Origin of the sequence: Salinispora oceanensis, assembly GCF_000383575.1 — a bacterium.
In the GTDB taxonomy this organism is placed as follows: Bacteria; Actinomycetota; Actinomycetes; order Mycobacteriales; family Micromonosporaceae; genus Micromonospora; species Micromonospora oceanensis.
Genome location: NZ_KB911579.1, coordinates 5,151,673 through 5,163,640, shown reverse-complemented (window position 1 = coordinate 5,163,640; position 11,968 = coordinate 5,151,673). Strand labels below are relative to the sequence as shown.

10 protein-coding genes and 2 pseudogenes are annotated in these 11,968 nt (G+C 70.0%); 7 read left to right on the top strand and 5 right to left on the bottom strand.

The features are described from left to right. Window positions 1-12 precede the first annotated feature (12 nt). Both SALPAC4_RS27025 and SALPAC4_RS28715 read left to right on the top strand, forming a co-directional pair. A pseudogene (locus SALPAC4_RS27025) lies at window positions 13-658 on the top strand (IS5 family transposase); the annotation flags it as partial. Window positions 659-957: 299 nt separating this feature from the next. After that, window positions 958-1,165: pseudogene (locus SALPAC4_RS28715) on the top strand (hypothetical protein); the annotation flags it as partial. Between the two features lie 66 nt (window positions 1,166-1,231). Here SALPAC4_RS28715 and SALPAC4_RS28070 read toward each other — a convergent pair. From SALPAC4_RS28070 to SALPAC4_RS0123730, 4 genes are read right to left on the bottom strand one after another with little or no spacing between them, the layout of a single operon-like run. Beyond that, the gene (locus SALPAC4_RS28070; RefSeq protein WP_019872501.1) at window positions 1,232-1,408 is read right to left on the bottom strand and encodes a hypothetical protein; all 177 of its coding nucleotides are present in this window, start codon (window positions 1,406-1,408) and stop codon (window positions 1,232-1,234) included. A 37-nt stretch (window positions 1,409-1,445) separates the two neighbouring features. After that, window positions 1,446-2,603 (bottom strand): thiolase domain-containing protein, encoded by a 1,158-nt coding sequence (locus tag SALPAC4_RS0123740; RefSeq protein ID WP_026323524.1) that lies wholly within the window; start codon window positions 2,601-2,603, stop codon window positions 1,446-1,448. Beyond that, window positions 2,600-3,658, bottom strand: coding sequence for a thiolase domain-containing protein (locus SALPAC4_RS0123735; protein WP_019872499.1), 1,059 nt, complete (start codon window positions 3,656-3,658; stop codon window positions 2,600-2,602). The genes SALPAC4_RS0123740 and SALPAC4_RS0123735 overlap by 4 nt, the downstream gene beginning before the upstream one ends. Then, window positions 3,655-4,680: a Zn-ribbon domain-containing OB-fold protein gene (locus SALPAC4_RS0123730; RefSeq protein ID WP_019872498.1), complete on the bottom strand. Its 1,026-nt coding sequence runs from the start codon at window positions 4,678-4,680 to the stop codon at window positions 3,655-3,657. The genes SALPAC4_RS0123735 and SALPAC4_RS0123730 overlap by 4 nt, the downstream gene beginning before the upstream one ends. 89 nt (window positions 4,681-4,769) lie before the next feature. On the opposite strand from SALPAC4_RS0123730, the gene SALPAC4_RS0123725 reads away from it, so the two are divergent. Continuing rightward, window positions 4,770-6,320 (top strand): acyl-CoA synthetase, encoded by a 1,551-nt coding sequence (locus tag SALPAC4_RS0123725; RefSeq protein WP_019872497.1) that lies wholly within the window; start codon window positions 4,770-4,772, stop codon window positions 6,318-6,320. A gap of 5 nt (window positions 6,321-6,325) precedes the next feature. On the opposite strand, the gene SALPAC4_RS0123720 is transcribed toward SALPAC4_RS0123725, so the two are convergent. Further along, complete coding sequence (locus tag SALPAC4_RS0123720; RefSeq protein ID WP_019872496.1) at window positions 6,326-7,120, bottom strand: crotonase/enoyl-CoA hydratase family protein; 795 nt, start codon at window positions 7,118-7,120, stop codon at window positions 6,326-6,328. 63 nt (window positions 7,121-7,183) lie between these two features. Between SALPAC4_RS0123720 and SALPAC4_RS0123715 the strand changes: the two genes are divergently transcribed. The 4 genes from SALPAC4_RS0123715 (at window position 7,184) to SALPAC4_RS0123700 (ending at window position 11,956) form a co-directional block, all read left to right on the top strand. Next, a complete protein-coding gene (locus tag SALPAC4_RS0123715) occupies window positions 7,184-8,803 on the top strand; it encodes an acyl-CoA synthetase (RefSeq protein WP_019872495.1) in 1,620 nt (539 codons plus the stop codon). Beyond that, window positions 8,793-9,887 (top strand): NAD(P)H-dependent flavin oxidoreductase, encoded by a 1,095-nt coding sequence (locus SALPAC4_RS0123710; RefSeq protein ID WP_019872494.1) that lies wholly within the window; start codon window positions 8,793-8,795, stop codon window positions 9,885-9,887. The genes SALPAC4_RS0123715 and SALPAC4_RS0123710 overlap by 11 nt, the downstream gene beginning before the upstream one ends. A 131-nt stretch (window positions 9,888-10,018) precedes the next feature. Then, entirely contained in the window at window positions 10,019-11,176 is a 1,158-nt protein-coding gene (locus SALPAC4_RS0123705; RefSeq protein ID WP_019872493.1) for a hypothetical protein, read from the top strand. Between the two features lie 3 nt (window positions 11,177-11,179). Further along, window positions 11,180-11,956, top strand: coding sequence for an SDR family oxidoreductase (locus SALPAC4_RS0123700; protein WP_019872492.1), 777 nt, complete (start codon window positions 11,180-11,182; stop codon window positions 11,954-11,956). Window positions 11,957-11,968: the final 12 nt, after the last annotated feature.

Below are 11,968 nucleotides of genomic sequence, written 5' to 3'. Positions count from 1 at the left end.
GGCCCCGAAGTGGACAAGATCCTGGCCGCCTCGCAGTCCGCCGGCGATGCGCAAGGGCGGATCGGCTGGACGGTCAGCATGGACTCGATGACCAGCCGCGCACACCAGCACGCCGCCGGCACTCGCAGGGATGGCCATCTGCAGAAAGAGCCACCCGGCGGCGTGCACGACGAACCCGCCGATCACGCCCTCGGACGATCTCGCGGCGGCCTGACCACCAAGACACATCTGGCCTGTGAGCAGGGACAGAATGTCCTGTCGATGGCCGTGGCCGCCGGGCATCGTCGTGACAGTCCATAGTTCATCCCGGTCCTACGCCGCATCAAGGTGACCCGTGGTGGGCCGGCCCCGCACCAGCCCCGACCTCGTCCTGGCCGGCAAGGCCTACACCAGCCACGGTAACCGCGCCTACCTGCGCAAACGCGGCATCAAGGCGTGCATCCCCAGCAAGAAAGACCAAGACGCCCACCGCAAAGCCAAGGGCAGCCGCGGCGGACGCCCACCGAAGTTCGACCCCGACCTCTACCGGATGCGACACGCCGTCGAGAACGACATCGCCCGACTCAAGCGCCACCGCGGCGTAGCCACCCGCTACGACAAGTTGGCCGTCCGGTTCCAGGCCGTCCTGACCATCACCATCATCTGCGAGTGGCTCTGACTGGCTTATGAGACACGTCTTAGCTGGTTATAAGGGTGAGAAGTCGATCCTTGACGTCTTGAACGGCCGGTTTGGCGCGCCAGGGACGCAGCGCCCGGGTGGCGGTGAAGGCAAGCTTGAGGCCACCACCCGATCGATTCAATTCGATTATATCGATGGCCTATGCAGATACGAGGTCGCGGCCTCGACGTCCCGGCAGAGGACGCTGGCCAGGGCCAGGTTTCCGAGAATTACTGCGGTGGATTTCCGCTGAACTTGGCTGAACTTCCGGGCATTCTGCAACGCCGCAAGGGCCTTCTCGGGCTTGCGGTCAGCCCTGGCCCTGCGGGCCGGCGCGGCTTGCTCTGGGTTCCGAATACCGCGACAGCCGGGTCAGTCTCTTTCTCTACCTGGCCGGCCTTTCCATGAGGCCATAGAAGACGTGCACCGACTCCACCCGAGTACTACCGGTGATGTCCCAGGCCTTTCGACCGGTTCCTCGGCTGGCCCATCCGGCCGCAGGCGTAGGCGGCTCCGCTGTGCTGCTGGGTGGCCGGCGGATTGCCGCTGCCGGTTGACGGTGGCGGGCAGCTGTCAGCGAGTGCCGTAGAAGGCGGGTGGGGCGGCGGGGTCGGAGTCTTCCTCGCTGGCCATCTCCCGCGCGACCTCGGCGGCGGTCGGGCTGAGGGCTGCCATGGCGGCCGCGATGCCGAGGGCGGCGAGCGCCACACCGATCGCCGCACTGAGGAACAGGGTTTTGAAGGTGTTCATCTGGACCTCCCCATCGGAATTGGAACCTGTACCTACTTCACCGACCCGGGGTCTCGCCGACGACCCACATCGAGAAGAACTGCGACCCGCCGCCGTACGCGTGACCCAGCGCCGTTTTCGCTCCGGCCACCTGGTGCTCGCCGGCCCGTCCCATCACCTGCTTGGCCGCCTCGGCGAAGCGCAGCATGCCGGAGGCGCCGATCGGGTTGGAACAGAGCACCCCGCCGGACGGGTTGACGGGCAGGCGGCCACCGATCCGGGTCTCGCCCGACTCGGTGAGCTTCCAGCCGTGCCCGGCTTCGGTAAAGCCCAGGTTTTCCAGCCACATCGGCTCGAACCAGGAGAACGGCACGTAGATCTCCGCCACGTCGACCTCGGCGAGGGGGTCGGTGATCCCGGCCGCCTGCCACAGCGCCTGGGCGGCCTCGGCGCCGGCCCTCGGGTTCACGTGGTCCTTGCCGGCGAAGTAGGTCGGCTCGGTACGCATCGCCGTCGCCCGGATCCAGGCCACCGGCCGCTCGCTCGCCTCGGCTGCCGCCTGGTCGCCGATCACGATCGCGCAGGCGCCGTCGGAGGAGGGGCAGGTCTCGTCGTACCGGATCGGGTCCCACAGCATCGGCGAGGCCCGCACCGACTCCAGGGTGATCTCCGGCTGGCGCAGGTGCGCGTAGGGGTTGAGCGCACCGTTGCGCCGGTCCTTCACCGCGACCATCGCCCCGACGTGCTCGGGTGCGTTCGAGCGTCGAATGTAGGCTCGGACGTGTGGTGCGAAGTAGCCACCGGCCCCGGCCCCGATCGGTGCGGTGAAGGGCGGCTGGATGGAGAGCGCCCACATCGCGTTGGACTCCGACTGCTTCTCGAACGCGACCGCGAGTACGCGTTGGTGCACACCGGCCCGGACCAGGCTGGTCGCCACGACGCCGGTGGCACCGCCGACCGAGCCCGCCGTGTGCACCCGCAGCAACGGGCGCCCGGCGGCTCCCAGCGCGTCGGCGAGGAACAGCTCCGGCATCATCACGCCCTCGAACAGGTCCGGCGCCTTGCCCAGCACGACCGCGTCGATCTGCGGCCAGTCGACGCCCGCGTCGGCCAGTGCGCGGTCGATCGCCTCCCGGCACAGCCCGGCCATTGACACGTCGGTACGGCGCGTCTGGTGCTGCGTCTGCCCGGTACCCAGCACGGCTGCTCGTCTCATGACCTCGCCTCCAGCACACAGATGAGGTTTTGCTGCAACGCCGGCCCGCTAGTGGCGTGTCCGGCCGCCTGCCGGGCCCGGCCGGTCATGACCTGTTCGGCGGCGGCGCCGATGCGAGCCAGCCCGGCCGAGAACATGGGGTTGCCGCAGAGCGCACCCCCGGACGGGTTGATCCGGACCCGTTCGCCGAGGCCGAGTGCGTTGCGGAGCAGTAGCTCCTGGTGGGTGAAGGGGGCGTGCAGCTCGGCCATGTCGAGGTCCGCCGGTAGGGCCACCGCCTCGGCCGCGGCGGTCGCGGACGGCACCGTGGTCAGGTCCCGCTCGCCGAGGCCCTGTGGGTCGACCCGGTGCGCCACGCCGCTGATCCAGGCCGGCTGCTTCCGGTGCCGGCGGGCGCGCTCGCCGGCGGCCAGCACCAGCGCGGCGGCGCCGTCGGAGACGGGTGCGCAGTCGTGCGCCCGGAGCGGATCGGCGAGGTAGGGGGTGGCGGCCAGCTCGTCCACGGTGGGCTGGCCGGACACCTGGGCGTAGGGGTTGGTGGTGGCGTCGGCCCGGCTGCGGGCCGCCACCTCGGCCATTGCCTGCTCGGTGACCACCCCGGCGTCGATGGCGAGCCGGGCCTGGAGCGCGGCGACACTCACCGAGTCGGGCCAGAGCGGCGCGGTCACGTACGGGTCGAGTTGGAGCGCCAGCACCCGGCGCAGCAGGCCGGCCGAGGACTTGCCGAAGCCATAGACGAGTGCGGTCTCCGCCTCGCCGGCCAGAATCTTGACGTACGCCTCGTAGAACGCCCAGGCCGCGTCCATTTCCACGTGCGACTCACAGATCGGCGGGTACGCCCCGATCGCGTCGATCGCGTTGACGAAGGAGAACGCCCGGCCGGCGAGGTAGTCCGACGAGCCGGAGCACCAGAAGTCCACCTCCCGGCGGTCGAGGTGGGCCGCCGACAGGGCCTGGTGGAAGAGCGGGACGAGGGTTTCGACGCCACTGGTGGTCCCCGCGGAGGGTCGGCAGGGTGCCTGGGCGAAGCCGATGACGGCGACGGCAGGATTCACAGGTGCTCCTGGTAGGACTCGTACGGCGCATCCGGTTCGCCGGTGGGGCGGAAATGCGCGATGTTCTCCGGGGTGGTGGTCCAGGTCGCCCGGTCCCGCCAGACCGCGGCCACCCGCATGCCCATCCGGACGTCGCCGGCCTGGCCGATGATCAGGTGGGGGATCGGGATGTCGGCACCGTCGAGGAGGACCTGGGCGACCACGTACGGCGGCTCCAGTCGCTGCCCGGGGAAGGGAACGTTGACCACGCAGAAGGTGGTGACCGTGCCGTGATCGCGGACCGGCACCTCCTCCTCGGTCGGCACCCCGTCGGCCGGGCAGACCCGGGGCGGTACGTAGACCTTGTGGCAGGCCGGGCAGCGCTGGCCGAGCAGTCGTCCTTCGGAGAGTGCGTGCAGGTATCGGCTCTCCTCGGCGGAGGTGGTGTGCGTGTAGGAGAGCCGGATTGGAGTCACGATGCCGGTCACGGGATCGCCGCTGGTGGCGGGATCACTGCCGGCGCCGGATGCGCTGCTGGTGCCGGGCGCGCTGCCGGGATCGCCGCTGGTGGTGTCGTCGGGCGCGCGGGGTGGACCCGGGTCGGGCTCGAAGCAGGCGATGTCGCGGATGTCTCCGGATCGCTTCGCGGCCCAGCGGACGCGGACCCGCATGCCGGTCCGCATCGACTCCCGGGTGCCGGCATCGACGGCGTGCAGTAGCGCCGTGTCGGCTCCGTCGAGCCGGATCAGTGCCCAGCCGAACGGTCGGTCGAGGGGCTGCCCGGCAAGCGGCCGGTCGGTCCAGGTCCAGCTGGTCACGGTGCCGGTGGGCGAGACGGGAACGAGCTCGGTGACCGGGGTGTGGGTCACCGGATCGTATTCGAGGGGGGGAACGTGGACGCGGCCGTCGGCGGTGCGGGCGCCGAGCACTCGACGGTCGCGCAGGCCGGTCATGAATCGCCCCAGGACCGGACCGAGGGAGCGGGTGTAGTCGAAGGCGATGTCCAGCGGGGCGGCGAGCGGGGGCGCCGAAGCGGTATCCACGAGGTCAGTGAAACATGTTCTATCGAGGCGAATCAAGGTCACTCCCTGTCGGCTGTTCAGGAAGTGAAACACGTTATAGAGTCTGGTTCATGACTGGCATCGGGCTGTGGAACATCGCGAGTCAGGATCCGGATGGGATCGCCGTCGTTGACCCGGATGGCCGGGTCGTCACGTATGGCGAGTTGGCCGCCGAGGCCGACCGGATCGGGCGCGGCCTCCAGGCGCTCGGGCTGGCACCCGGGGACACCGTGGCGATGCTGCTGCCCAACAGTGCCGACCTGCTCGCCGCCGAGTTCGCCACCCTGGAGACGGGGCTGTACTCGGTGCCGCTGAACTGGCATCTGACCGCCGCCGAGATCGCCTACATTCTGCGGGACAGCGGTGCCCGCGCGTTCGTCGCGCACAGCCGATTCGCCGAGGTGGCCGCGGCCGCCGCCGTTGAGGCCGGCATCCCGGCCGACGGATGCTTCGCCGCGGCCGATGCGGTTCCCGGGTTCCGGCCACTCGCCGACCTCGGCGCCGGTGCCTCCGACCGCCCCACGCCGCGCACCCTCGGTGCCTTGATGGTCTACACCTCCGGAACGTCCGGGCGGCCCAAGGGCGTACGTCGACCGCTGACCGGCGCCGACCCGGACACCGTTCCGCCGGTGTCACAATGGTTCTTCGGGCTGTTCGGCCTCGAGCCCTTCGACTCCCATGTGCACCTGTGCTGTTCGCCGCTCTACCACACCGCGGTGATGAACTTCGCGGTCATCTCGCTGCAGCTCGGCCATCCGGTGGTGCTGATGGACCGGTGGGACCCGCACGAGATGCTGCGGCTGATCGAACGGCACCGGGTCACCCACAGCCACATGGTGCCGACCCAGTTCCGTCGCCTGCTCGCCCTGCCGGAGAAGGTTCGGACGGCGTACGACCTGTCGTCAATGCGCGTGATGATCCACGGTGCGGCGCCGTGTCCGCACGAGGTCAAACGGCGGATGCTCGACTGGTGGGGGCCGGTGGTGGTGGAGTACTACGCCGCCAGTGAGGGCGGCGGCACCCTGATCACCGCCCAGGACTGGCTGGCCCGGCCCGGCTCGGTCGGGCAGGCCTGGCCGGGCTCGCAGGTGCGGGTGCTCGACCCGGACGGCAACGACGCGCCAACCGGCGAGCCCGGGACGGTGTATCTGCAGATGGGCGAGACGACCTTCGAATACCTCGGCGACGCCGAGAAGACCCGGCAGTCCTGGCGCGGCCGCATGTTCACCGTCGGCGACATCGGCTACCTGGACGACGACGGTTACCTCTACCTGTGTGACCGGAAGAGCGACATGATCATTACCGGCGGGGTGAACGTCTATCCGGCCGAGATCGAGGGGGAGCTCGCCGCTCATCCGGCGGTAGCGGATGTCGCGGTCTTCGGCATCCCACACGACGAGTGGGGTGAGGAGATCAAGGCCGTGGTGCAGCCGGAGCTGGGGGTAACGGCCGGTCCGGAGCTGACCGGTGAGCTGCTGGCGTTCCTGACCGGCCGGCTGGCCCGCTTCAAGCTGCCCCGAAGCGTGGACTACGTCGAGGAGCTGCCCCGCGACCCGAACGGCAAGCTCTACAAGCGAGTACTGCGCGACCCGTACTGGGCCGCGCAGCAACGCGCGATCTGACCTGGCTACTTCCCGTGGAACTGGGGAGTGCGCTTCTCGACGAAGGCGCGCGGGCCCTCCTTGGCGTCGGTGGTGCGGAACACCGCCGTGCCGATCGGGGCCTCTAGAGCAAACGCCTCGTTCTCGGCCAGGCCCTCAGTCTCCCGCATCGTGCGCAGGATCGCCCGCACCGCCAGCGGGCCGTTCGCCGCGATCATCTCGGCCAGCTCGAGGGCCTTGTTCAGGGCCTGCCCGTCCGGCACCACGTGTCCGATCAGGCCCACGTCCCGGGCCTCGTCGGCACCCAACTGGCGTCCGGTCAGCAGCAGCTCCGCGGCGACGGCGTACGGGATCTGTCGGACCAGCCGGACGGCGGAGCCGCCGAGGGGGAACAGGCCCCAGCAAACCTCGGAGACCGCGAAGCGGGCACTCGCCCCGGCCACGCGGAGATCCGTTGCCTGGAGGATCTCGGTGCCGCCCGCCACCGCCGGCCCCTCCACCGCGGCGATGAGCGGTTTGGTCAGCCGCCGACCCTTGAGTAGCGCGTCGATCCGGGAGAGGTCGGCGCCGTTGAACCGGTCTCCGGGGTGGGACTGGGTCATCGCGCGGAGGTCCGCGCCCGCGCAGAAGGCACCCCCGGCCCCGGTGAGTATGCAGGCTCGGATCTCCGGATCGTTGTCCGCGCGGTCCCACGCGTCCCGCATGATCGCGAGCATCTCGGGGGAGAGCGCGTTGCGGACCCGTGGCCGGTTCATCGTCACGATCAGTATTTGTCCACGTTGCTCCACGAGTGCGTGGGGCTGGTCGGCTGCCGATTCCACGGGCGCCTCCTTCGACGATTTCCAAGGCTTGTCAGCGACGATAACAGGTTCTACTTTTGAGTGATGGTGGCAAATATCGCAGACCTGTTTGAACATGCGGTTGACGCCTTCGGTGACCGTCCCGCCGTGTTCCTCGGCGAGCAGGCGATCAGCTACCCGGAGCTGGAGGAGCGCGCCAACCGGCTGGCCCACTTCCTACGTGACCGTGGCGTGCGCCCCGGTGACCATGTCGGCCTCTACGCTGGAAACTCGATCGAGGCCGTGGTGGCCATGATCGCCGTCTTCAAGGTGCGCGCCGCGGTCGTCAACATCAACTACCGGTACGTCGAGAACGAGCTGCGTTTCCTCTTCGCCGACGCGGAATTGGCGGCGTTGATCCACGACCGTCGCTTCGCACCCCGCGTCGCTACAGTGCTGGCCGGCGCCGCCGGTCCGCACACCGTGGTGGCTCTACCTGACGGCTCGGCCGAGGAGATCGGCGGGTACGGCGGCGTGCCGTACGCGGACGCGCTCGCCGCCGGCGACCCGGCCCGGGATTTCGGCGAGCGCTCGGCGGACGACCTCTACCTGCTCTACACCGGCGGCACCACCGGCTACCCGAAGGGGGTGCTCTGGCGGCAGGAGGACGTGTGGCGCGCGCTCGGCGGTGGTGTCGACTTCATGACCGGCATTCCGCTCGAGGACGAGTGGGCCCAGTCCGCCCGCGGCGCCAGCGGCACCCCGATGGTGCGCCTCTGCATGGCCCCCCTGATTCACGGCAACGCGCAGTGGGCCGTGCTCGCCGCGCTCTTCGCCGGTGACACTGTGGTGCTGCTGTCGCGCTTCAACCCGGAGGAGGTCTGGCGGACGATCGAGCGGCGCCAGGTGAACGTGCTGGTGCTGATCGGCGACGCGATGGCCCGTCCGATCATCGAGGCGTACGCCGCCGGTGGCTACGACGGCTCGTCGGTGGCCGCGGTCTCGTCCAGTGGTGCTCTCTTCTCCCCGGGGGTCAAGCGGCAGTACCTGGAGTTGCTGCCCGACGTGCTGGTCACCGACGCGATCGGGGCGTCGGAGACCGGTTTCATCGGGCTGGGCGTGGTCGCCGAGGTGCCCGGCGGCGCCGTGCAGGACCCGCGGGTCACACCCGGGCCGAACACGGTGGTGCTCGGCCCGGACGGGCGGCCGGTGCCGCCGGGCGGGGAGGGACGGCTGGCGAAGAGCGGCTTCCTCCCCCTCGGCTACTACAAGGACCCGGTCAAGACCGCCGCCCTGCTGATCGAGGTGGAGGGCGTGCGGTACGCGCTCCCCGGTGACCTCGCCCGGCTCGAGGTTGACGGCACCATCACGTTGCTCGGTCGGGGTAGCACCTGTGTCAACACCGGCGGCGAGAAGGTCTTCCCGGAGGAGGTCGAGGGGGCGTTGAAGACGCACCCCGACATCTTCGACGCGCTGGTCGTCGGGGTGCCCGACGAGCGGCTCGGACAGCGGGTGGCGGCGGTGATCCAGCCCCGGGCCGGCGGCACGCTGGACCTGGCGGCGGTGCGAACGCACCTACGGGAGCGGATCGCCGGCTACAAGGTGCCGCGGTCGATCTGGCTGGTGCCCGAGATCTCGCGCACGATCAGCGGCAAGGCTGACTACAAGTGGGCGCAGCGGCATGCGGAACAACACCCGCCCGAGGAGGTCAGCCATGCGGACTGAGCTGTGTGACCGGCTCGGCATCGCGCATCCGATCGTCGGCTTCAGCCCCTCCGAGCAGGTGGTCGCGGCGATCAGCCGGGCCGGCGGGCTGGGCGTGTTGGGCTGCGTGCGATTCAACGACCCGGAGGAGCTCGACGCGGTCCTCACCTGGCTCGACGAGGAGACCGAAGGCCGGCCGTACGGGGTGGATGTGGTGATGCCCAGCACCGAGCCGACCGAGGGTGCTGCGGCTGATCTGGACCAGCTGATTCCGGCGGGGCATCGCGACTTTGTGGAGCGCACGCTGCTGCGCCTCGGGGTGCCGCCGCTCGGCGGCAACGGCGAGCACCAGGCCGGCGTGCTCGGTTGGCTGCACTCGGTGGCCCGCAGTCATGTCGAGGTGGCGTTGACGCACCCGGTCCGACTGATCGCGAACGCTCTCGGTTCGCCGCCGCCCGACGTGATCGCCCAGGCGCACGGGCGGGGGGTGCTGGTGGCCGCGTTGGCCGGCCAGGCCGATCATGCCCGCCGGCACGCGGCGAGCGGGGTCGATCTGGTGGTCGCGCAGGGGTACGAGGCCGGCGGCCACACCGGTGAGATCGCCAGCATGGTGCTGGTGCCGGAGGTGGTGGACGCGGTCGGTGAGCAGGTACCGGTGTTGGCGGCCGGCGGCATCGGGAGTGGCCGCCAGATCGCGGCGGCGCTCGCGCTCGGCGCGGGTGGTGTCTGGATGGGCTCGGTCTGGCTCGGCACGGCCGAATACCAGAGCAGCTCCGCGCTGCGTACGGCGCTGCTCCGGGCCGGGTCGGCGGACACGGTCCGCAGCCGGATCTACACCGGCAAGCCGGCCCGGCTGCTGCGCAATCGGTGGACCGAGGCCTGGAGCGAGGAGGGGGCGCCCCGGCCACTGCCGATGCCACTCCAGAACCTGCTGGTGGCGTCGGCGCATAGCCGGCTGATGGATTCTGATGACCCGACAATCGTTCCGATGCCGGTGGGGCAGATCGTGGGCCGGATGAATGCGGTGCGCCCCGTCGCCGACGTGGTGGCGGATCTGGTCGCCGAGGCGGAGGAGAGGTTGGTCCACCTCGGAGGGCTGCGCTAGGGGTGGTCCCTATGGGATTGGTCAGGCGGGGCTGGGGAAGTGGTCGTGAAAACTGCACCGTGTGGTGCCGAGGACGTTCCGTTCCCGGCACCACATTGACCAAGAAGTAGAACACGTTCTATCATTGTTTCGTGCTTACTCAGCCGTTTTCCCAGGCCATCGCGGAAGCCGAGCGGGTCATCGCCGAGGCGGCCCACGTCCGCGGCCAACAGGACCTGCTCGAGGGCTACGACTACCTGGCTGGTGGCATCCGGAGCTCGATCCAGATGGCCTGGTCCTACGACCGCGAATTCCCCTACTTCGTCCGCTCCACCGGCCCGTACACGAAGATGGGCCTCGACAATCCGGACACCCTCTACTTTCACGCGTGGCTCCACGACGACGCGGAGTACGTGGTGACCGGCCGCCGGGGCAGCACCGCCGACCTGAGCTTCCAGATCCTCGACGGCTCCTACTCCCCGGTCAACGTCCCGGGCAGCCTCACCGCCTTCGACGACCGTGAGATCGAGATCGCTGCCGACGGCACCTTTGAGATTCGGTTCGGGCCGGGGCTCTCCGGCCCGAACGCGTTCCCGCTCGCCCCCGGCTCGGCCATGCTCGTGGTGCGCGAGGTGTTCAGCGACTGGGCGGCCGAACGCCCCGGGATGCTGCGCATTCACCGCCCCGACACCATCGGCGGGACACCGCCGCCGCTGACCGAGGAGACCCTGGCCAAACGCTACGCGGTGGCCGGCAAGATCCTCACCGGTCGGATTCACACCTTCCTCGCGTTCGCCGAGCGCTTCTACCTGAACCTGCCGGTGAACACCCTGACCCCGCCCCGGCTCACCCCCGGCGGGCTGGCGACCCAATACTCCTCGGTGGGGCACTACCAACTCGCCGAGGACCAGGCCATGGTGATCACCGTGCCGGTCTCCGACGCGCCCTACCAGGGCATCCAGCTGGGCAGCATGTGGTACATCTCGCTCGATTACAGCAACCACCAGACGAGCCTCACCGTGCCCCAAGCCCGGATCGACCCGGACGGCATGATCCGATACGTGATCAGCGAACGCGACCCAGGGGTGGCGAACTGGCTGGAGTGCACCGGCCACGATCGCGGCTACGTGCAGCTGCGTTGGCAGCGGCTCTCGCACGCGTTAACCGCTGCGGACGGGCCGCAGGTGGAGGTGGTCGCGGTGGACGACCTACCCAAACAGGTGCCGTATTACGAGCGGATCGGGCAGGCGGCGTGGCAGGAACGCATCGCCGCCCGGCAGGCCGCGACCGCGGCCCGGATGCTGGGCTGAGCCGTGTTGCTCGCGGAGAAGATCGTTGTGGTGGCCGGGGTCGGCCCCGGGCTGGGCCAGGCCATCGCGGTGCGTGCCGCGCAGGCCGGCGCGGACGTGGTGCTCGCCGCCCGCACCGAGTCCTTCCTCACCGAGGTCGCCGGCAAGGTACGGGCGGCGGGTCAGCGGGCCCTGACGGTACCCACCGACCTCACCGACGGTGAGTCGAGCGCCGCACTCGTGCGGGCCGCCCTCGCCGAGTTCGGCCGCGTTGACGTGTTGGTCAGTAACGCCTTCGAGATGCCGCCGATGCGCGGTCTCGGGAAGGTCGAGTTGGCCGACCTGCGGTCGAGCTTCGAGGTCAACGTGCTGGCGGCGCTGCGCCTGACTCGGCTGCTGACACCCGCGTTGGTGGAGTCCGGCGGCGCCGTGGTCATGGTCAACTCTGCCGTGCTGCGCCACTCCCGGCGGGGTTTCGGCCCCTACAAGCTGGCCAAGGCCGCGCTTCTCGCCGCCGCGCAGAATTTGGCCAGTGAGCTCGGGCCGAAGGGCGTGCGGGTCAACTCGGTGGCACCCGGCTGGATCTGGGCCGACAGCCTGCGCCTCTGGTTCGACTACCAGGCGAACCAGCGGGGGGTGCCGCCCCAGCAGCTCTACGACGAGGTCGCCGCCACCACCGACCTGCGCCGGCTGCCGGTGCCGGACGAGGTCGCCGACGCCGTGCTGTTCCTCGGCTCCGGCCTGGCTCGGGGCATCACCGGCCAGTGCCTTGATGTCAACTGTGGCGAGTTCCATCACTGAACCCGGGAGCGA

Coding starts and splice junctions, on each gene's coding strand:
- SALPAC4_RS28070 (WP_019872501.1), bottom strand. CDS start 1,408: ATGAACACCTTCAAAACCCTGTTCCTCAGTGCGGCGATCGGTGTGGCG.
- SALPAC4_RS0123740 (WP_026323524.1), bottom strand. CDS start 2,603: ATGAGACGAGCAGCCGTGCTGGGTACCGGGCAGACGCAGCACCAGACG.
- SALPAC4_RS0123725 (WP_019872497.1), top strand. CDS start 4,770: ATGACTGGCATCGGGCTGTGGAACATCGCGAGTCAGGATCCGGATGGG.
- SALPAC4_RS0123715 (WP_019872495.1), top strand. CDS start 7,184: ATGGTGGCAAATATCGCAGACCTGTTTGAACATGCGGTTGACGCCTTC.
- SALPAC4_RS0123710 (WP_019872494.1), top strand. CDS start 8,793: ATGCGGACTGAGCTGTGTGACCGGCTCGGCATCGCGCATCCGATCGTC.